This window comes from Caulobacter sp. Root1472 (genome assembly GCF_001426985.1).
In the GTDB taxonomy this organism is placed as follows: domain Bacteria; phylum Pseudomonadota; class Alphaproteobacteria; order Caulobacterales; family Caulobacteraceae; genus Caulobacter; species Caulobacter rhizosphaerae.
In genome coordinates, this window is sequence record NZ_LMFX01000039.1 from 1 (window position 1) to 20,535 (window position 20,535).

A 20,535-nucleotide genomic window follows, 5' to 3' on the forward strand; every position below is an offset into this window, starting at 1 on the left:
ACAGCCGCATCAACAGGCCGGACACACGGAAGCACCTGTACCGACTGCGTCAGAAATCTCGAAAAACCTCTTGCCTCGACTGGGGCGTCCACACACGGATATTTGGATGTCACGAGCGCATTCCAGGTTCGCGTCGGTGAGCCGTCGCTTCACTTGGCCTTCAATACATGGAAGACCGGCTCGCCCCAGTCGAACTTCCACTGGTCGTAGCGGTAACTGGTGACGAGTTGCGCGGCCTCTACGGGAATATCGAACACGTGGTCGACGTCGGAACTCGCGCCCCTCGCCTTCTGCTTTGCAAGCAGCCTGTCGCGGACCGTCAGGATTTCCGCCGGGAGTTCACCTGAAGTCTCCAAGTTGAGGGGACCATCACCCGCAAAATGCGAGATCGACCAGACCTTGCGACCGGCGTTGAACAGCGTTGCGTCGCTGAACATCACGCCCTCATGGATATGACAGCCGATCACCGTCGCTTCGGCCGAAAGCGCGGCCAGACGCTTGTCAGAGACGTACTCAAAATCGTTGGCGAACAGGATGATCCACTTGTTCGGCAACTCAGCCAATGAGAACGGCTCCTCTTGCGCCTCGTCCACCTCGTCGGTGGCGGTCATGCGCAGGCGATGCAGGCATTCTGTTCGGTCGAGACCGTTGAAGCCAATCCAAGAAATATCAAATCCCATGCCTGAATGGGTGTCACAGCTTGAGCGTGCGAACAAGCCGAAGGCGATGCGCAGGGTTCCGCCTTGACCGAGCCGTCGCTGCGGCCGATGGATTCGTCATGACCGACACCGCCCTTGAAACCTTCGTCCGCGGCCTGCCCAAGGCCGAGTTGCACATGCACATCGAAGGCAGCCTCGAACCCGAGCTGATGTTCGAGTTGGCCGCGCGCAACGGCGTGACCCTGCCGTTCAAGACGGTCGACGAGATCCGCGCCGCCTACGCCTTTTCCAACCTGCAGGACTTCCTGGACATCTATTATCAGGGCGCGGGCGTGCTGCTGACGGCGGCCGACTTCAAGGACCTGGCCCTGGCCTATTTCCGCCGGCTGGCGGCCGACGGCGGGACCCATGCCGAGATCTTCTTCGACCCCCAGACCCACACCGACCGCGGCGTGGCCTTCGAGACGGTGATCGACGGCCTGGTCCAGGGCATGGAAGAGGCCGAGCGCACCCTGGGCGTGACCTCCAAGCTGATCCTCTGCTTCCTGCGCCACCTGGACGAGGCCTCGGCCTTCGCCACCCTGGAACAGGCCAAGCCGCACCTGTCCAGGATCGCCGGGGTGGGCCTGGACTCCTCGGAGGTCGGCCACCCGCCCGCCAAGTTCGCCCGTGTCATGCAGGCCGCGCGCGACCTGGGCCTGAAGGTGGTGGCCCACGCCGGCGAGGAGGGCCCGCCGGCCTATGTCTGGGAGGCTGTCGACATCCTGGCCGTCGACCGCATCGACCACGGCAACCGGGCGCTGGAGGACGACTGCCTGACCGCCCGCCTGGTGCAGGACGGGACGACCCTGACCGTGTGCCCGCTGTCGAACCTGAAGCTGTGCGGCGTGTCCGACCTGAAGGAGCACCCGCTGAAGCGCATGCTGAAGCTGGGCCTGAAGGCCACGGTCAATTCCGACGATCCGGCCTATTTCGGCGGCTACCTGCTGGAGAACTACGTCCAGACGGCGGAAGCGGTTGGTCTGACGCGGGACGAGCTGGTGACCCTGGCCAAGAACAGCTTCACGGGGTCCTTTTTGGAAGAGGCGGAGAAGACCGAGCGGGTTGCGGCGATCGACGCCTATGTGGCGACGCACTGACCATACTCGAACCCTCTCCCAAAGGGAGAGGGAGGGGCCCATCGCATCGCGATGGGAGGGTGAGGGGTTTGAGCGTCGGACGGTGTGCCGGCAGGGCGGCGGGGTGAAATCGGATAGGGTGTAACCCCTCATCCTCCCACCGCTTCGCGGCGGGCCCCTCCTTCTCCCTGTGGGAGAAGGTGATTACAGCGCTTTCCTCACCGCTTCCGCCAGTTCGTCCAGCTCGGCGATGCCCAGGTCGGCGTGGAACGGCAGGCTGAGCACAGACTTGGCCAGGCGGTCGGCCACCGGGGTCTGGTCGCGGATGACGACGCCCGGGCCGACCGGGTTGGTGGCGTAGCCCATCTCGGCCAGACGCGCGGCGACGAGCGGGGCGGCGCCTTCGGGCAGGCTGACGACCCAGGCGTCGGACACCCAGCTCATCCCCCATCCCGGCTGGAAGCCGATCCGGGCGCCCAGCAGCAGCATGCGCAGGCGCTGGGCGGCGGTGGCCAGGCGCAGGCGCTGGCCCGACCAGCCCTCGAGGCCGGCGTCGCCGACAAAGGCCGGCGCCTCGAGCCTGGCGATGAAGTCGGCGTCCTGGCTGGCCACGAACACCCCGCGGCCGCTGGGCAGGCCGACGATCACCGGAACCGGGGCTTCCATGATCACGTCGAAGCCGTCAGTGGCGTCGACTACGATCGGCAGGCCGGTCTCGCGCTGGAAGGCCGCCCAGGCGGTCATGTCCGGGGCGCGGCCGAAGGCGCAGGTGGGGACGATGGCCTCGATCGGCGGCGGGGCCTCGCCGAGGCGCTCGCGCAGGTGGGCCGGGTCGAACATCCAGCTGCAGGGATCCACGTCGACCAGCCAGGGCCGCAGGCCGGCGCCGACGATGGCTTCAAGCGTGGCGGCCGAGGCCAGGGCCGGGACGATGCAGACCCCGCCGCGACGAACGCCCGAGGCGACGAGGGCGGCGGTCAGGGCGGCGACGCGGGTGGCGACGGCGCGGACGGCGGTGGGGCGGTCGAAACGGTCGGCCAGCCGGGCGTCAAGGCCCGAGGCCAGGCCCTGTCGCAGCACCTTCTCCACGGCGGCGAAGTCCTGCGGGACGCCGGCGGCGGCCAGGGCCGCCTCGGCCTTGGCCTGCCTGCGGGCTTCCGGCGACACTTTGGGGAGGGCTTGCATCACACGTCGCTTCCGAACAATCCGGCCCCGTCACGCAACGGCGCCGTTATGGTTAAGAGAACGTATCGAGTGACTCGGGGCCCCCGGATGCGGCGCGCCGTCGCGGCAGAAATGTGGCCGGAATCTTCGACCTAGGCAGAAGCCGTCCACGCGTCGCGCAACTCGCGCTTCAGGACCTTGCCGATATGGCTGCGGGGCAGGGATTGGACGAGTTTCAGGTCGGCCAGCCGCTGGGTCTTACCAAGGCGAGCATTGACCCAGGACCTCAACCCGTCCGCGTCAATTCGCCCTTCTTCTGGAGACTTGAGCGCCACGAAGGCCACCGGCGATTCGCCCCAGGCGTCGGAGGGCACGCCGACCACCGCCGCCTCGACCACGTCGGGATGCTGGACGATCTGGGCCTCGATGTCGCTGGGATAGACGTTGAAGCCGCCGCTGATGATCATGTCCTTCTTGCGATCCATCAGGGTCAGGAAGCCGTCCTCGTCGAACCGGCCGATATCGCCGGTGCGGATGAAGCTGAGGCCCTCGGGCGAGATCCAGGTCGCCTCGGCGGTCTTGCCGGGCTGGCCGTGATAGCCGCTCATCATGCCCGCCGAGCGGCCGACGATCTCGCCGACCACGCCGGGCCCCACCTGGACGCCGTCCTCGTCGATCAGCCGGATGTCGTGGCCCGGCGCGGGGCGGCCCACCGTGTGCAGCTTGTCCGGATGCTCGTGAGCCATCAGGATGCAGGTTCCGCCGCCCTCGGTCATGCCGAAATATTCGACCAGCCCGCCGGGCCAGCGCGCCAGGACCTGGGCCTTCAGCTCGGCCGAGAACGGCGCGCTGGTGCAGAACTTCAGTTGGGTCGACGACAGGTCGAAGTCGCCGAAGTCGGGCCGGTCCATCAGGCGGCGGTATTGCACCGGCACCAGCATGGTGTGGGTCATGCGGTGGCGCTGGGCCAATTCGAGGTACTTGCCGGCGTCGAACTTCCTCATCAGCACCACGGTCCCGCCGCCGGCCAGGGTGGGGAAGAAGCAGACCAGGGTGGTGTTGGAATAGAGCGGGGTCGACAGCAGGGTGACGGCCTCGGCGCCGTAGCCCACCGCGTCGCCGCGGAACACGTGCTTCCAGCGCATGCCGTGCGACTGGACGATACCCTTGGGCGCGCCCGTGGTGCCGCTGGAATAGATGATGTTGAACGGGTCGTCGGGGGCGATCGTCACCGCGGCCGGAACCGCGCCGACCGGGGCCAGCCAGGCGTCGAAGGCCTCGGCGAAGCCCGAGCCGTCCAGGGCGACCTGGCGCACGGCGATCGGGGCGCCGGCCTGGGCCTCGGCCGCGCCGGCGTCCAGGAACACCCGTCGCGCGCCGCAGTCGGCGACCATGCCGGCGATGGCTTCGGGCGTGGAGGACGGAGCCAGGGGCGCGACGGCGACGCCGGCCCGCAGGGCGCCCAGGAACAGGGCCGCGTAGGGAATCGACGACAGGGCGCAGACCGCGACCGCTTCGCCCTGCCCGACTCCATCACGCTGCAGGGCGGCGGCGACCCGGTCGGCCAGGGCGTCGAACTGGGCGTAGGTCACCGCCTCGCCGGTTTCCATGATGACGGCGGGATGATCGGGGGAGTCCGCCGCCCGCAGCCGCAGGATGTCGCCCATCACGCCGTAGTCGGCGGTGATCATATCGACGGTGGTGGTCATGAAAATTTCCTACTCGGTGCGCGGGACGGGGACAGGCACATGTGCCTGTCCCCAGCGGCTGTCCGCGACCCTCAGGCGTCCTTGAACCCCTTGCCCTCGGCGACCAGCCGCTCCAGCAGGGCCGAGGGCTGGAAGTCGTCGCCGTGCTGCTCCTGGAACGCCTTCATCCCGGCCAGCACCTTGTCCAGGCCCACCAGTTCGCCCCAGAACATCGGGCCGCCGGTATAGACTGGCCAGCCGTAGCCGTTGATCCACACCGTATCGATGTCCGACGCCCGGATCGCCTTGCCCTCCTCCAGGATCTTGGCGCCTTCGTTGACCATCGGGTACAGGCAGCGCTCCAGGATTTCCTGGTCGCTGATCTGGCGACGCTGGATCTGGCGCTTCTCGGCGAAGTCGAGAATGACCTTCTCCACCTCGGCCGAGGGCTTGGCGACCCGGTTCTCGTCGTAGTCGTAGAAGCCCTTGCCGTTCTTCTGGCCGCGGCGATCCATCTCGCACAGCACCTCGCGGATAGTGGACGAGGAGGTCTTGGCCGGGTCCCAACCGATGTCGAGGCCGGCCAGGTCGCTCATCGCGAACGGCCCCATCGGCAGGCCGAAGTCGTAGAGCACGCGGTCGACGTCCCACGGCATCGCGCCTTCCAGGATCAGACTCATGGCCTCGCGCTGGCGCTGGGCCAGCATGCGGTTGCCGACGAAGCCGTGGCAGTTGCCGACCAGCACCGCGACCTTGCCGATCGTCTTGCCGATCTGCATCGAGGTGGCGATCACCGACTTGTCGGTCTTGGCGCCGCGCACGATCTCCAGCAGGCGCATGACATTGGCCGGCGAGAAGAAATGCAGGCCGATCACGCTTTCCGAGCGGCAGGTCGAGGCGGCGATCACATCGATGTCGAGGTACGAGGTGTTGGAGGCCAGGATCGCGCCGGGCTTGGCGATCCTGTCCAGCTTGCCGAACACCTCCTGCTTGATCTCCATCAGCTCGAACACGGCCTCGATGATCAGGTCACAGTCGGCCAGGTCCTCCAGGTTCATCGACGGGGTCAGCAGACCCATGCGCTTTTCGACGTCGGCTTCCGTCAGCCGGCCCTTCTTGGCGGTGTTCTCGTAGTTCCTGCGGATCACCCCGACGCCGCGATCCAGGTTCTCCGCCTTGGCCTCGATGATCGTCACCGGGATGCCGGCGTTGAGGAAGTTCATCGAGATGCCGCCGCCCATGGTGCCGGCCCCGATCACCCCGACCTTCCTGACCGGGATGATCGGGGTGTCGTCGGGCACGTCGGGGACCTTGGCGGCCTGGCGCTCGGCGAAGAATGCGTGACGCTGGGCGGCCGACTGGCTGCCGCTCATCAGTTCCATGAACAGCTTGCGCTCGAGCTTCAGCCCCTCGTCGAACGGCAGGTTCACCGACGCCTCGACGCACTGGATATTGTACTCTGGAGCCTTGAAGCCGCGGAACTTGCGGGCGTTGGCCTTGCGGAACTCGCTGAAGATCTCGGGCTTGCCGCGCGCGGCCTCGACCTTGGCGTTCTGGTCGCGGATGCGGGTCAGGGGCTTGTCCTCGGCCAGCACCACCCGGGCGAAGGCGATGGCCCCGTCGCGCAGGGCGCCTTCCTCGACGATCGAGTCGAACAGGCCCATGGCCAGGGCGGCCTTGGCCGGCACGTGCTGGCCGGTGGTGACCATTTCCAGCGCCTTCTCGACGCCGACGACGCGCGGCAGGCGCTGGGTGCCCCCCGCGCCGGGCAGCAGGCCGATGTTCACTTCGGGCAGGCCCGCCTTGGCCGAGGGGACGGCGACGCGGTAGTGCGCCACCAGCGCCACCTCCAGTCCGCCGCCCAGCACCGTGCCGTGGATCGCGGCGACCACAGGCTTGGGCGCGTTCTCGATGACGTTCTGCACCTCCTGCAGCGACGGGCCCGTCATGGCCTTGCCGAACTCGGTGATGTCGGCGCCGGCGATGAAGGTCTTGCCTTGGCAGATCAGCACGATGGCCTTGACCGCCGGATCGGCGATCGCCTGCTCGAACGCGCCCTTCAGCCCCTCGCGCACGGCCGCCGACAGGGCGTTGACCGGCGGCGAGTTGAGCGTGACGACGCCGATGTCGCCTTCGACGGTCAGATCCGTGACGTTGTTGATCGCGGTCATGGCGTGCTTCACCCCTGAGATTGGCGTTCTTGCGTTTGAACGGTTGTTTGAAGCAACCCTGCACGAGCCGTCGCCGAAGTCCAGAGGTCCGTCGCTTCGCCGAGCGTTTGGACGGCGGCCCACACCCCTACGCGTTGCTCTCCGTCAGCGCCGCATAGACCAGCGTCCGCAGCTCGCGCCGGATCGGATAGGCCGAGGACGGGATCAGCTGCGTCATGAACACCACCGCCAGGTCCTCGACCGGGTCGATCCAGAAGGCCGTGGAGGCCATGCCGCCCCAGAAATATTCGCCCAGCGACCCCAGGTTCCGGGTCCGCGCCTGGTCGACGGTCATGGCGAAGCCCAGGCCGAAGCCCAGCCCCTCGAACACCGTCTCGCTGAACAGCGAGCGGGACATCTCCGTCAGCTCCCGCCCACCCGGCAGGTGGTTCAGGGTCATCAGCTTCAGGGTCTTGGGGCTGACGATCCGCGCCCCGTCCAGCTCGCCGCCGTTCAGCAGCATGCGGCAGAACCGCATATAGTCGTCGGCCGTGGAGACTAGGCCGCCGCCGCCGGACTTCACCGACGGGTCGGAGAAGTAGCGGCTGGTGGCCGGATCGTCCTGCAGCACCACCTCGCCCTTGGGATTCAGGGTGTAGCAGGCCGTGAAGCGATGGCGCTGGCCTTCGGGCACGAAGAAGCCGGTGTCGACCATCTTCAGCGGGTCGAAGATCCGCGCCTTCAGGAACTGGTCGAACGGTTGGCCGGAGATCACCTGCACCAGGTAGCCGAGCACGTCGGTGGCCACCGAATAGTTCCAGGCCTCGCCCGGCGAGAATTCCAGCGGCACGGTTCCCAGCGTTTCGACGAAGGCCTCCAGTCCCCCTTCGCTGTCGACCCCGTCCAGCTTCAGCTTGCGATAGGCCGCGTCGACATTGGTGCGCTGCTGGAAGCCGTAGGTCAGGCCGGCGGTGTGGCGCAGCAGATCGAGGATCCGCATCGGCTGGTCGACGGCCCGGGTCATGAAGGCGCCCGCCACCCCGGCCTGGAACACGCCAAGCTTCTTCCACGACGGGATGAACCGGTGCACCGGATCGTCCAGCGCGACCTTGCCCTCCTCGACCAGCATCATGAAGGCGATCGAGGTGATCGGCTTGGTCATCGAATAGATGCGAAACAGGCTGTCGGCCTGCAGCGGCAGCCCGCGCTCCTTGTCCGCCGCACCCAGGATCGTCGTGTGCGCCAACTGGCCGCGACGCCAGACCTGGACCAGGGCGCAGGGCAGCTTCCCGGGCGCGACGTAGCGTTCCTGGATGAAGGCGTCGATGCGCTTCAATCGATCGGACGACAGGCCCACGGCCTCAGGCGTGCTCAAGCGGTATTCCTCCTGCGTGCTGTTCTTGGCGATGACCGAAGAGACGGTATGTCGCAACGCCTCCTTCACGCGATCATGCGCATATCGATTGAAAACCAGGGAATGGGGATGGGCAAGCACTTGCGCGACGAGCCAGCCGGGGGGCTTGCGGCGTCCGGCCTCGAACAGGCCGCCGCCGATTGGTTCTTCGAAAGCAGCCTCGACATGTTCGTGGTGCTGGAGAACGACGCCATTCTCCGCGTCAATCCGGCCTGGACCCGGCTGACCGGCTGGGCGCCCGAAGAGACCCTGGGCCGGTCGATGCGCGACTTCTTCCACCTGCACGACACCGATGTCCTGCGCGGCGTCGGCGACACCCTGCGCGCTCAGGGCGAGGCCCGGGCCGAGCACCGCCTGGCCCGCAAGGGCGGCGGCTGGCTGTGGGTCTGCTCGCAATCCAAGCTGCTGCCCGAGACGTTCGGACACGACGCCGTGCTGGTCGTGTTCCAGGACTTCACCGAGGACCGCGCCCGGCGGATCGAGCGCCAGCAGTCCGAGCGCGCCAACGAGCTGCTGCGCAACGCCGCCGGCGTCTATGTCTGGCGGTTCGACCCGCGCAAGGGGATCTACGTCTTCGAGCAGGACGTCCCCACTCCATCGTCGCCGGACGGCGGGGTGCGGACCATGACCATCGGCGAGATGAACGGCTCGGTCCATCCGGACGACCAGCAGAAGGTCTGGGAGGCGTTCAGCCAGACCCTGGCGACCGGCGACCACCACGTGCTGACCTATCGCTATTTCGACCCGGCCCACCAGAGCTGGATATGGATGCGATCCGCTTGGCGGGGCGCGCGGGGCGCCAGCGCCAGGAGCTGGGACGTGATCGGCATCAGCCAGGACGTTACCGAACTGGTCGCCACCCGCGACGCCGCCCTGCACGCGGCCGAGGCCAAGTCCCAGTTCCTGGCCAATATGAGCCACGAGATCCGCACCCCGATGAACGGTGTGTTGGGCGTCATGCACCTGCTCAAGCGCGAGACCCTCTCAGCGGACGGCCGGCAATTGCTGACCGAGGCGCTTGATTGCGGGGCCATGCTGTCGGAGCTGCTCAACGACATCATCGACTTTTCCAAGGTCGAGGCGGGCAAGCTGGAACTGCACGTCGAGCCGATCGATCCGGCCGCGGTCCTGCGCAGCGTCGCAGACCTGCTGCGCCCGTTGGCCACGCAGAAGGGCCTGGGCCTGACCATCGCCGTCGCCCCCGGGGTCGGCTGGATCGGCGCGGACCCTCTGCGGCTGCGCCAAGCCCTGTTCAACCTGGTGGGCAACGCCGTGAAGTTCACCCTGGAGGGCGGCGTCCAGGTCCGCCTGGCGCCGGCCGGTCGGCCAGGCGAACGGCGCCTGCGCTTCGAGATCCAGGACACCGGCGTCGGCATCGACGAGGCCATCGCCGACGGCCTGTTCCAGCGCTTCAGCCAGGCTGACGGCTCGACCACCCGGCGGTTCGGCGGCGCCGGCCTGGGCCTGGCCATCACTCGGCGGCTGGCGATCCTGATGGGCGGCGACATCGGCTTTTGCAGCCCGCCGGAAGGCGGCTCGCTGTTCTGGCTGGAGATCGCCGCCCCGCCCGCCTCCGAGGCCGTCGCGCCCGCGGAGCCGGCGGACATCGCCCTGCTGGCCGGCGCGCGTGTGCTGATCGTCGAGGACAACGCCACCAATCGGCTGATCGCCGGCCGGCTGCTGCAGGCCATGGGGGCGGAGGTCGAGACCGCAGACGATGGCGTCCAGGGGGTCGAGGCCGTCGAGCGCGACGCCCGGGGATTCGACCTGGTCTTCATGGACATCCAGATGCCCGGTTTGGACGGCGTCGAGGCCACCCGGCGCATTCGGGCCCTGGGCGGCGAGGCCGGCGCGATCCCGATCATCGCCATGACCGCCAACGCCCTGGCCCACCAGCGGGCGGCCTACATCGCCGCCGGCATGAACGGCGCGGTGGCCAAGCCGCTGTCCCCCGCCGCCCTGGTCCAAGCCATCGCCGCCGTGCTGGGCCAGCCGGCGGATGCAGCTTCCCGGGCGTCCTAGCCTTTCGAACCTCATCGCCGCCGCAATCACGCAACACAGCTGCAAGATTCCAGGTCCACGAAGGCCGCGCCGCAGCGAGTCGCGCCTTGTCGCGAAGGCCAGGCTTCCTAAATCTGGACCCGCGGGTCCAAAACGAGGCCGCGAGCCGGCAACCAGGGGGCGACAGATGGACGACGGCCGGATCGCCAGCCCCGCCACCGAGCGGTACGCCAGGAAGAAGGAGGCGATCCTCGCCGCGGCCACCGCGATCCTGAACCGCCAGGGCGTCAAGGGCATGACCCTGTCGGACGTGGCCGCCAAGGTGGGGCTGATCACCACCAGCGTCACCTACTACTACCGCAAGAAGGACGACCTGGCCGCCGCCTGTTTCATGCGCGGCGTGGAGCGCCTCGACGCCCTGGTCGGCGAGGCGGCCAAGGCGCCGGACGCGCCCAGCCGCCTGCTGGCCTTCCTGGACCTGTATCTCGACCTGAACCGCCGCGTGCGGCTGGGCGAGGCCGCCCCCCTGACCAGCTTCACCGAAATGCGGGCCCTGAAGGAGCCCCTGCGCGGCTCGGTGCAGGGCGCGTTCAACGACCTGTTCCGCCGGGTGCGCGGCTTCTTCGAAGGTCCGCAGTTCGACCACCTGGACAAGCGCGACCGCAACGCCCGCACCCACCTGTTGCTGGAGCAGCTGTTCTGGACGGGCTCGTGGCTGCGCCGCTACGACGTCGAGGACTATGGCCGCGTCCGCGACAAGATGTACGACATCCTAGTCCACGGCCTGACCCCGAAGGGCGCCGGCGGCCACGCCGCCTGGGCTCCACTGCCCCTGCCCGACCCGACGCCGCAGTCGTCCGAGGGCCAGGAATGGCGCGAGACCTTCCTGGTCGCCGCCACCCGGCTGATCAACCAGCGTGGCTATCGCGGGGCCTCGGTCGAGGACATCTCGGCCCAGTTGAACGTCACCAAGGGCTCGTTCTACCACCACCATGAGGACAAGGACGCCCTGGTGGTCGAGTGCTTCGAGCGCACCTTCGCCGTCACCCGCAAGGCCCAGGCCGACGCCCGCGCCCTGGGCGCCGACGGCTGGACCCAGCTGTCCTCGGCGACCGCCGCCCTGGTCGCCTACCAGCTGTCGGAGCACGGTCCGCTGCTGCGCGCCTCGTCGATGGGCGCCCTGCCGATCGAGATCCGCCACGAGATGGTTCAGGGCTACAACCGCGGCTCCGAACGGTTCGCGGCGATCATCTCGGACGGCGTCGCCGAGGGCTCGGTGCGGGCGGTGGACCCGATGATCGCGGCCCACATGATCAATTCGATGCTGAACGCCGCCGCCTCGCTGGGCGTCTGGGTTCCAGGCCTTGAGCGCGACGAAGCGGCCCAGCTGTTCGCCCGGCCGCTGCTGACGGGGCTGTTTTCGAAGTAGGCGCGGCGAACACTTGCCCCCACCTGACCGCTGCGCGGTCTGTCCGCCCCCAAGGGGGGCGGAGCCTTCGCATTGAAGCGCTACGGCCGCGAAGCGGTCCGTAGGGGGCAGGCGGTCGCCGGCTCACCCCATGAGGTGAAATAATCGCCGCGCCATGTCGCAAAGCCCCGCCCTGCTTCGTCATCCTCGGGAAGGCTGAAGCGCGGACGTCCTCGCGCCCTCCACCCTGGCGAGAAAAATTGCGATGACGTCTCCCCCTTTCATTCCGCCTCCCTCGCACCCAATTGAACGAACGTCGATCGCTCACGAGGGCGGACGGCCGTTTGGGGTTGGGGGTTGGGCGGTGAAGGTCCGGGCGAGCGAGCCCGCCACAGCCGCGGCGGGATCTTCCTCTATATTGCTAAGCAATTTGACTATTAAATTCCTTAGCAATATGAGTCGCGACCATGGCGAACAGCGATCCTCCACCCGGACAAGAACCCTGGCGCGGATCGCACACGCCCCGCGATCCGATCGGCCAGCGGCTGAAGACCATCTCGATGCTCACGCGCCAGATCGGTCGCAAGATCGGCGAGAACCTGGGCGTGAACGTCACCGACATGGCGGCGCTGGAGCACCTGCTGATCAACGGACCGATGACGCCGGGCCAGCTGGCCGGGCATCTGAAGGTGACGACCGCCGCCGCCACCCAGATCGTCGACCGCCTGGAACGCGCCGGCCACGTCGCGCGCGAGCGACGGACCAACGATCGGCGCAAGATCTGCGTCGTGCCGGTGGCGGCCGCGCTCGATCGGGCCTTCGCGCAACTGGCGCCAATGATGAATGGACTGGACGGGGTCATCGCCGACCTGTCGCCCGCCGAACGCCAGGTCATCGAACGCTTTCTGGACCAAGTCGTCGAGGTCTACGGGACCGTCGCCGGCCTTCCGACGGCCTCGCCCCCTCGACCCCATTGTTGAAATAGTCCCGACCGCCCTACCCGCCGGTCGCGCCCGCAGGTGATTGTTGATGAGTGAGATCATGACCGGAGAGCCCAGGCGCCCTCGGCCATTCCGATCCGGGGCTCCGACCTCGGCGCTGGGCCTGGCCCTGGGCCTGGCGGGTCTGGTCCTGGCCGGCTGCGTGAACACCCCGCGTCCGACGCCCGACACCCGCCTGCCCGCCGCCTACGAAGCCCCCGCCGGAACGGCCCAGGCCGACCTCGACCGCTGGTGGACCAGCTTCAACGACCCGCAGTTGACCAGCCTGATCGAGACGGCGCTGGAAAAGGCGCCCGACGCCCGCACCGCCGCCGCCGTGCTGGACGAGGCCCGCGCCGTCCGCCGCGGCCAGGTGCGCCAGATCTGGATCCCCAATACCCCCCTGACCGGCAACGCCGGCCGCACCCACACGGAAATCCTCAGCCAGACCGTTCCGCCGGGCGGCATCCCCTTCACCCGAGGCGGCGACAGCGACAGCTACAACGCCAATTTCGACGTCAGCTGGGAGCTGGACCTGTTCGGCCGCAAGCGGGCCGGCCTGGGCGTGGTCAACAACGACTTCGCCGCCGCCCGTTTCGCCTATGAAGGGGCCCGCGCCTCGCTGGCCGCCAATGTCGCCCAGTCCTATTTCGAAGCCCGCGGCCTGGCCGTGCAACTGGACGACGCCCGCCAGACCGAGCGCATCAACACCTCGCTGCGCGACTTCGCGGTCAAGAAGGCCAATGCCGGCCTGATCGCCACCTCGGAAGCCGACCGCGCGGAGGCCGACCTGGCCGACACCCAGGCCCGCGCCGCCAACCTGGAGGCCCAGCTGGGCGCCGCCCGCCGCAGCCTGCTGATCCTGGTCGGGCGCGGGATCGACCCTCTGGCCAGCCTGCCGGTCGACGCCAGGCTGGACCTGGCCCCGCCCGTACCCGCCACCATTCCCGGCGACCTGCTGGGCCGCCGACCGGACGTGCGCGAAGCCCAGGCCCGCCTGGCCTCGGCTTCCAAGACGCTGAAGGTCAACGAACTGGCCCTGCTGCCGACCTTCAACATCACGCCCGGCGTGGGCCTGTCCAAGAGCGTGTCGCCCAGCTTCGGCGGCGGCAGCGGGACGAGCTCCACCTCCACGTCCACCTGGACCTTGGGGGCCAATGTCTCGATCCCGGTGCTGAACATCCCGGCCCTGCTGGCCGACATCGACGCCCAGGACGCTCGCACCCGCCAGGCCGCCATCGCCTTGGAGAAGACCGTGCAGACCGCCTATGGCGAGGCCGAGAACGCCATGCTGCAGCTGGCCGCCGATCAGCGCCGCGTCAACCTGCTGACCGCCGGCGAGGCCCGGGCCCAGCGCGCCTACGAGGCCAACCGCAAAGGCTATGGCCTGGGCCTGATCGACCTGACCACCACCCTGCAGGCCGAGCAGTCCTGGCGCGCCTCGCGCTCGGCCCTGACCGGCGCCCGGACCGACGCCCTGCTGCACGCCGTCCAGACCTACAAGGCGCTGGGCGGCGGCTGGTCGCCGACGTCCATGACCTCGACCCAAGTTTCCTCGAAATGAGACCCTTCCCCATGACGACCCGCACCGTGCTCGCCGCCATGATCCTGATCGCCTCGACCGGCCTGACCGCCTGCGGCGACAAGAAGGACAAGCCCGCAGAGAAGGCCCCGGCCGCCGCCCAGGCCCGCGCTGTCAGCGTCGGCTCGGTCGAGACCCGGCCGCTGGGCGGCGGGGTCGAGGCCTCGGGCCAGCTGGTCTCGCGCGAGGAGGCCGCCGTCGGCTCCGAGCTCAGCGGCTACCGCGTCGCCCGGCTCTATGCCGACGAAGGCGACTGGGTGCGGGCCGGACAGCCGCTGGCCCAGCTGGACGCCACCCTGTTGCGGGCCCAGGTCGACCAGCAGGCGGCCCTGACCGCTCAGGCCCAGGCGGAGGCCAAGCGGGTCGCCGGCCTGGACGGCCAGGGCGTGCTTAGCCAGGAGCAGATCGAGACCCGCCGGTACCAGGCCAAGGCTCAGGAAGCGGCGTTGAACGAGCTGCGCACCCGGGTTTCGCGGATGACCATCACCGCCCCCGTCAGCGGCCGGATCCTGCAGCGCGGCGTCCAGCCGGGCCAGATCGCCGGCGGCGGGACCACGCCCTGGTTCACCATCGCTCGCGACGGCCTGGTCGAGCTGGACGCCGAGGTCAACGAGGCCGACCTGGCGGGGGTCCGCGCCGGCCAGCCGGTCCAGGTCAGCCTACCCGGCGGCCAGTCGGTGTCGGGCGTGGTGCGCCTGGTCAGCCCGCGGGTCGACAGCAACAGCCGCCTGGGCCGGGTGCGCGTGCGCCTGCCGGTCCGTCCCGACCTGCGCCCCGGCGGCTTCGGCCGCGCCACCTTCGGCGCTTCCGGCACATCGGTGACCGCCATCCCTGAGTCCGCGATTCGCTACGAGGCCGACGGCCTCTATGTGATGACGGTCGACAGCGCCAACCGCGCCCACCAGACGCCGGTGAAGATCGGCCAGAAGGGCGGCGGCTGGGCCCAGGTGGTCCAGGGCCCGCAGGCCGGAACCCGCATCGTGCTGGGCGGAGCCTCGTTCGTCACCGACGGCGACCTGATCCGCCCCGCCGCCACGACCCAGCAGGCGGTGCGCTGATGGCTACTGAACACAAGACTGGCGAACACAAGACTGGCGAACTCCGCATCTCCGCCTGGGCGATCAAGAACCCGATCCCCGTCGCGGTGCTGTTCATCGCCCTGATCATCGCCGGCATCGGCTGCTACATGGGCCTGCCCATCAAGCAGTTCCCCAATGTCGAGTTCCCCGCCGTGACCGTGACGGTTACCCAGAGCGGCGCCGCGCCCGGCGAGATGGAGACCCAGGTCACCCGCCCGATCGAAGACGCGGTGGCCAGCATCTCCAACGTCAAGACCATCCGCTCGTCGGTGGTCCAGGGGGCCTCGACCACGACGATCGAGTTCAACCTCGGCGAGGACCTGCAGAAGGTCACCGACGAGGTGCGCTCCAAGGTCGACCAGACCCGCTCGCTGCTGCCGCGCGAGGTCGACGAGCCGATCGTCCAGCGCCTGGAGATCACCAGCGCCCCGATCATCACCTACGCCGTCTCGGCCCCGAACATGAGCGCCACCGAGCTGTCGTGGTTCATCGACGACACGGTCACCCGCGCCCTGCAGGGCGAGAAGGGCGTGGCCCAGGTGGCCCGGGTCGGCGGCGTCGACCGCGAGATCAACGTCATCATCGATCCCGACCGCATGGCCAGCTTCGGCGTCACCGCCCCGCAGCTGAACCAGGCCCTGGCCAGCTTCAGCGTCGACGCCCCCGGCGGCCGCGCCAAGATCGGCGGCCGCGAGCAGACCCTGCGCGTGCTGGGCGCGGCCACCACCGTCGAGCAGCTGCGCGCCATCACCATCCCGGTGGCCGGCGGCCGCTATGTGAAGCTGACCGACGTGGCCCAGGTCGGCCAGGGCGCGGAGGAGGAGCGCGGCTTCGCCCGTCTGGACGGCAAGCCCGTGGTCGCCTTCCAGGTGATGAAGACCCGCGACTCGAGCGACGTGGCCGTCGAGGATCGCGTCAAGGCGGCCGTCGACAGGCTGGAGGTCAAGCAACCGGGCGTGACGTTCGTGAAGATCTTCTCGACCGTCGACGAGACCCGCGCCAGCTTCACCGCCACCGAGCACACCCTGCTGGAAGGCATGCTGCTGGCCTCGCTGGTGGTGTTCCTGTTCCTGCGCGAGTGGCGGGCCACCCTGATCACCGCCATCGCCATGCCGGTGTCGCTGATCCCCACCTTCGCCTTCATGGCGGTGATGGGCTTCTCGCTGAACGTCGTGACCCTGCTGGCCCTGACCCTGGTCATCGGCATCCTGGTCGACGACGCCGTGGTCGAGATCGAGAACATCGAAAAGCGTGTCTCGCGCGGACAGAGGCCGTTCCAGGCGGCCATGGAAGGCGCGGACTCCATCGGCCTGGCCGTCGTGGCCACCACCTTCACCATCGTGGCGGTGTTCGTGCCGGTGTCCTACATGCCCGGCACGCCCGGCCAGTTCTTCAAGGAATTCGGCCTGACCGTCGCCGTGGCCGTGCTGTTTTCGCTGGTGGTCGCCCGCCTGTTGACGCCGCTGCTGGCCGCCTATTTCCTCAAGCCGTCAAAGGACCCGCATCCGCGCAAGCCGTTCGAGGGCCTCTATCGCAAGAGCCTGGACTGGGCCCTCGACCACCGGATCATCGCCTTCTTCCTGGGCGGCCTGCTGACCGTGGGCTCGCTGGTCGGCTCGGTCTTCCTGGCGATGATCGGCGTGTTGGCCGTCGGCTTCCAGCCACAGGGCAACGCCAACTACTACTACCTCAAGGTCCAGGGTCCGCCGGGGGCGACCACGGCCGACATGGAGCGCACCGTCCAGGCGGTGACCACCCTGTTCCGCAAGCGTCCCGAGACCGCCCACGTCTTCGCCCAGGTCGGTTCGAACATCGGCAGCGGCTGGGGCGGCCAGAGCGGCGCCGACCTCCGCGACGCCACCATCACCATCGTGCTGAACGGCAAGCGCGACCTGACGGTGACGCAGATCAAGCAGGTGGTCCGCAACAGCCTGCACGACATTCCCGACGCCCGGGTCAACCTGCTGGGCGACTGGGGCACCTCCGACGTCCAGACCATCCTGACCGCCGAGGACGGCCCGCTGCTGGAACGCACGGCCGCCCAGATCGAGCGCGAGATGCAGAAGCTGACCACCGTGGCCGATCCGCGTCCTTCCTCGCCGCCCAGCGGTCCGGAAATCGTTATCCGGCCCAAGCCCGACGAAGCCGCCCGCCTGGGCGTCAGCGCCGCCGACATCGCCGCCATCGCCCGCGTGGCCACGGTCGGCGACATCGACGCCAACGTCGCCAAGATGACCCAGGGCGAGCGGCGGATCCCGATCCGCGTGCGCCTGCCGGCCGACACCCGCGCCGACCTCGACGCCCTGGGCGCCCTGCGCATCCCCACGGCCAACGGCGGCTCGACCCGGCTCGACACCGTCGCCGACCTGTCGTTCCAGGCGGGACCCGCCAAGATCGACCGCTTCGCGCGCAAGCGTCAGCTGACCATCGAGGCCGACCTCAACAACGGCGCCCAGTTGGGTCAGGCGATGAGCGACGTCAACAACCTGCCCACGATGAAGAAGCTGCCCGCCGGCGTCGCCCCCGCAGCGGCCGGCGACCAGGAGGCCTTCATCGAACTGTTCACCGGCTTCGCGGTGGCTCTGCTGTCGGCCGTGGGCCTGGTGTTCGGCGTGCTGATCCTGCTGTTCCGCAGCTTCTTCAAGCCGATCACCATCCTGTCGGCCCTGCCATTGGCGATCAGCGGGGCCCTGGTCGCCCTGGTCGTCACCGGCCAGTCGCTGTCGATGCCGTCGCTGATCGGCTTCCTGATGCTGATGGGCCTGGCGGCCAAGAACTCGATCCTGCTGGTCGAATACGCCATCGAGCAGGAACGGGCCGGCATGACCCAGCGCGACGCCATCCTCGACGCCTGCCACGAGCGGGCCCGGCCGATCATCATGACCACCCTGGCGATGATGGCCGGCATGCTGCCCACCGCGCTTGGCATCGGCACCGGCTCGGAATTCCGCCAGCCGATGGCCGTGGCGGTGATCGGCGGCCTGATCACCTCGACCGTGCTGTCCCTGGTGCTGGTGCCGGTGGTCTACGAGATTGTCGACGACATCGAGCGCTGGCTCACCCCCAAGCTCTCGCGCATGACCACCCCGCGCGAGGCGGACGGCGGCAGGCTGTCGCCGGTGGACCGGCTGTAGGAGCGCCGTCGACATCCGACTTCGGAAGCGAAAACCTCGTCCTTCGACAAGCTCAGGATGAGGTTTTCTTACTGCTGGGCCTGTGAATGGTCCTCATCCTGAGCTTGTCGAAGGACGAGGACCACGCATCGCGCTTGAAGATCCGGCCTGCCTAGAGCGGGTTGAGATTTACCTGAATCGCGGGATTCCCAAATCAGCTGATGTCTGATTCAAGATGCTGGCTGGGAAGGAGGCCAGCATGGATGGGCAAGCCCTGTTCGTTGGATCTTCGTGAGCGCGTGGTGGCGGCGGTTGAGAGCGGCGGCCTGTCGCGCCAACAGGCCGCGGCGCGGTTTGGCGTGGCGCCCAGTTCGGCGATCAAGTGGGTGGCGCGGTTCCGGGCGACCGGGAGCGCCGCGCCGGCCAAGATGGGTGGCTACAAGCCAAGGACGCTGCGTGGCGAGCACGCCGACTGGCTGATCGCCCGCTGCCGGGAGAAAGACTTCACCATCAGCCAGTTGGTGGAGGAGTTGCAGCGGGTCCGGGACCTGAAGGTGGACCGGCGTTCGGTCTGGGAGTTCCTGCACGCCCAAGGCCTCAGCTTCAAAAAAAAGCCTGCTGGCCAAGGAGCAGGATCGGCCTGACGTGGCCCGCCGACGTGAGCAGTGGCGCAAGTATCAGGGGCGCATCGACGCTGATCGCCTGGTGTTCATCGATGAGACCTGGGCCAAGACCAACATGGCGCCCCTGCGCGGCTGGAGCCCTTGCGGCGCCCGCCTCAAGGCCAAGGCCCCGTTCGGCCGCTGGAAGACCCTGACCTTCATCGCCGCCCTCAGGCGCGACCGGATCGATGCGCCCTGCCTGCTCGATGGCCCGATCAACGGCCAGATCTTCCTGGCCTGGGTGCGCACCTTCCTGGTCCCCACCCTTCAAGCCGGCGACGTCGTGGTCATGGACAATCTGGGCAGCCACCGCGGCAAGCTGGTCCGCCAGGCCATCCGCCAAGCCGGGGCCAGGCTCCTCTTCCTGCCCAAATACTCCCCCGACCTGAACCCCATCGCAGGTCTTCTCCAAGCTCAAACACCTCCTGCGAAAGGCTCAGGCTCGCTCACACGATGGCCTGCTCAAGGCCACCGGCATGCTCCTCAACGCCTTCCCGCCAGAAGAATGCGCCAACTATCTCAGAAACTCAGGCTATGCCGCCTAATCTCAACACGCTCTAGTCCAGCAGCGAATTCACGGTCGGACCGCCGGCGGCCTTGGCGCTGATCGGCTCGCACCAGGCGAAGCGGCCGTTCGGACCGTCGGTACGCCGCGCCGCCAGGCCGGCCTCGTACATCTCCTGGCCCAGGTCGAACCCGTCCAGCTTGACGACCGCCAGCTGGCGATGGAACTCATCGAAGCCCGCCGCCGGCTCGACGGCGATGTCGCGGGCGTCTTTGATCTTGGCCCGCACCCAGGCCAGGGTGGCCTGGGCCGCCGTGGCCTCGGCCCAGCAGCGGGCGTCGGGTATGCCTTGCGGCGCATAGGCGTTGGCCAGCCGCACGTGCTTGCCGTCGATCACCATGGCGTCGGCGCTCAGCACCCGCACGCGGTCGCCCAGGCCCGGCGGCGGGCTGATGGACGCCGGCGGGTCTGGCGTGCGCTGGCAAGCTGCGAGCGTGGCGACCGCCAGGGACAGGACGATAGGCTTTGCGCGGATCAACAGGTCACCCCCGATTTCGCGCTCAGGATAACGTGTTCTCGCCAGACCGGGAACCGGCCTAGGCCGGCGTGACCGCGCCGAACAACTGGTCGGCGAAAAGGTCCAGCGCCTTCTACGACAGGCTGGCGTTGTTGAGGATCACCACACTGGTCCGGTTGGCGAAGCGATGGCCCTACGGATCGCTTCGCGACCGTCTTCCCCCATAGGGGGAAGAGCCTCGCGCCTAAGGCTCCGCCCCTTACGGGGGCGGACAGACCGCGAAGCGGTCAGGTGGGGGCAAGTGGGGAGCCCCCAAAGCAAAAGGCCCCGGAGTTTCCTCCGGGGCCTTCGCTTGTCTTAGCCGAAGCTAGATCGTTCGAGACTACTCGACGATCTAGGCGCGCCAGAAACGCATGCGTTTCTGGCCACTAAGCATGGTCGAGAAAATCGTTATTCAACGATTTTCGCGACGACGCCGGCGCCGACGGTGCGGCC

Annotated in this window: 13 protein-coding genes and 1 pseudogene; 8 read left to right on the plus strand and 6 right to left on the minus strand. The window is 68.4% G+C overall.

All coding sequences use genetic code 11. From position 1 onward, the window contains the following. Positions 1–149: 149 nt before the first annotated feature. A complete protein-coding gene (locus tag ASD47_RS20980) occupies positions 150–680 on the minus strand; it encodes a hypothetical protein (protein WP_056760812.1) in 531 nt (176 codons plus the stop codon). 98 nt (positions 681–778) lie between these two features. On the opposite strand from ASD47_RS20980, the gene ASD47_RS20985 reads away from it, so the two are divergent. Then, on the plus strand, positions 779–1,798 hold the full coding sequence (locus tag ASD47_RS20985) for an adenosine deaminase (RefSeq protein WP_056760815.1): 1,020 nt from the start codon (positions 779–781) through the stop codon (positions 1,796–1,798). 183 nt (positions 1,799–1,981) lie between these two features. Here the strand turns inward: ASD47_RS20985 and ASD47_RS20990 are convergent, their stop codons facing one another. From ASD47_RS20990 to ASD47_RS21005, 4 genes are all read right to left on the minus strand, one after another. Beyond that, positions 1,982–2,962 carry a DegT/DnrJ/EryC1/StrS family aminotransferase gene (locus ASD47_RS20990; protein WP_056760818.1) on the minus strand — a complete coding sequence of 327 codons (981 nt, stop codon included), beginning with the start codon at positions 2,960–2,962 and terminating at the stop codon, positions 1,982–1,984. A 131-nt stretch (positions 2,963–3,093) separates the two neighbouring features. Next, entirely contained in the window at positions 3,094–4,650 is a 1,557-nt protein-coding gene (locus ASD47_RS20995) for a class I adenylate-forming enzyme family protein (protein WP_056760822.1), read from the minus strand. A 71-nt stretch (positions 4,651–4,721) separates the two neighbouring features. Further along, entirely contained in the window at positions 4,722–6,812 is a 2,091-nt protein-coding gene (locus ASD47_RS21000; protein ID WP_200945287.1) for a 3-hydroxyacyl-CoA dehydrogenase NAD-binding domain-containing protein, read from the minus strand. Positions 6,813–6,927: 115 nt separating this feature from the next. Next, positions 6,928–8,154 (minus strand): serine hydrolase, encoded by a 1,227-nt coding sequence (locus ASD47_RS21005; RefSeq protein ID WP_056760850.1) that lies wholly within the window; start codon positions 8,152–8,154, stop codon positions 6,928–6,930. A 108-nt stretch (positions 8,155–8,262) separates the two neighbouring features. Here ASD47_RS21005 and ASD47_RS21010 point away from each other — a divergent pair, with 108 nt between their 5' ends. The 7 genes and pseudogenes from ASD47_RS21010 (at position 8,263) to ASD47_RS26285 (ending at position 19,563) form a co-directional block, all read left to right on the plus strand. Further along, positions 8,263–10,215 (plus strand): ATP-binding protein, encoded by a 1,953-nt coding sequence (locus tag ASD47_RS21010; RefSeq protein WP_056760852.1) that lies wholly within the window; start codon positions 8,263–8,265, stop codon positions 10,213–10,215. A gap of 166 nt (positions 10,216–10,381) precedes the next feature. Then, complete coding sequence (locus tag ASD47_RS21015; protein ID WP_056760826.1) at positions 10,382–11,623, plus strand: TetR/AcrR family transcriptional regulator; 1,242 nt, start codon at positions 10,382–10,384, stop codon at positions 11,621–11,623. A 446-nt stretch (positions 11,624–12,069) separates the two neighbouring features. Then, positions 12,070–12,582, plus strand: a complete 513-nt coding sequence (locus tag ASD47_RS21020) for a MarR family winged helix-turn-helix transcriptional regulator (protein ID WP_056760831.1) — start codon at positions 12,070–12,072, stop codon at positions 12,580–12,582. A gap of 49 nt (positions 12,583–12,631) precedes the next feature. Continuing rightward, complete coding sequence (locus tag ASD47_RS21025) at positions 12,632–14,146, plus strand: efflux transporter outer membrane subunit (RefSeq protein WP_369800326.1); 1,515 nt, start codon at positions 12,632–12,634, stop codon at positions 14,144–14,146. Next, positions 14,143–15,222: an efflux RND transporter periplasmic adaptor subunit gene (locus ASD47_RS21030; protein WP_056760837.1), complete on the plus strand. Its 1,080-nt coding sequence runs from the start codon at positions 14,143–14,145 to the stop codon at positions 15,220–15,222. The genes ASD47_RS21025 and ASD47_RS21030 overlap by 4 nt, the downstream gene beginning before the upstream one ends. Next, entirely contained in the window at positions 15,222–18,377 is a 3,156-nt protein-coding gene (locus tag ASD47_RS21035) for an efflux RND transporter permease subunit (RefSeq protein WP_056760839.1), read from the plus strand. Before ASD47_RS21030 ends, ASD47_RS21035 begins: the two co-directional genes overlap by 1 nt. A 242-nt stretch (positions 18,378–18,619) precedes the next feature. Further along, a pseudogene (locus tag ASD47_RS26285) lies at positions 18,620–19,563 on the plus strand (IS630 family transposase). A gap of 12 nt (positions 19,564–19,575) precedes the next feature. Here ASD47_RS26285 and ASD47_RS21050 read toward each other — a convergent pair. Then, positions 19,576–20,061: a thermonuclease family protein gene (locus ASD47_RS21050; RefSeq protein ID WP_056760848.1), complete on the minus strand. Its 486-nt coding sequence runs from the start codon at positions 20,059–20,061 to the stop codon at positions 19,576–19,578. Positions 20,062–20,535 lie beyond the last annotated feature (474 nt).

Excerpts from the sequence above, each read along its gene's own strand:
- ASD47_RS20980 (WP_056760812.1), bottom strand. The coding sequence starts at position 680 with ATGGGATTTGATATTTCTTGGATTGGCTTCAACGGTCTCGACCGAACA.
- ASD47_RS20985 (WP_056760815.1), top strand. The coding sequence starts at position 779 with ATGACCGACACCGCCCTTGAAACCTTCGTCCGCGGCCTGCCCAAGGCC.
- ASD47_RS20990 (WP_056760818.1), bottom strand. The coding sequence starts at position 2,962 with ATGCAAGCCCTCCCCAAAGTGTCGCCGGAAGCCCGCAGGCAGGCCAAG.
- ASD47_RS20995 (WP_056760822.1), bottom strand. The coding sequence starts at position 4,650 with ATGACCACCACCGTCGATATGATCACCGCCGACTACGGCGTGATGGGC.
- ASD47_RS21010 (WP_056760852.1), top strand. The coding sequence starts at position 8,263 with ATGGGCAAGCACTTGCGCGACGAGCCAGCCGGGGGGCTTGCGGCGTCC.
- ASD47_RS21015 (WP_056760826.1), top strand. The coding sequence starts at position 10,382 with ATGGACGACGGCCGGATCGCCAGCCCCGCCACCGAGCGGTACGCCAGG.
- ASD47_RS21020 (WP_056760831.1), top strand. The coding sequence starts at position 12,070 with ATGGCGAACAGCGATCCTCCACCCGGACAAGAACCCTGGCGCGGATCG.
- ASD47_RS21025 (WP_369800326.1), top strand. The coding sequence starts at position 12,632 with ATGAGTGAGATCATGACCGGAGAGCCCAGGCGCCCTCGGCCATTCCGA.
- ASD47_RS21030 (WP_056760837.1), top strand. The coding sequence starts at position 14,143 with ATGAGACCCTTCCCCATGACGACCCGCACCGTGCTCGCCGCCATGATC.
- ASD47_RS21035 (WP_056760839.1), top strand. The coding sequence starts at position 15,222 with ATGGCTACTGAACACAAGACTGGCGAACACAAGACTGGCGAACTCCGC.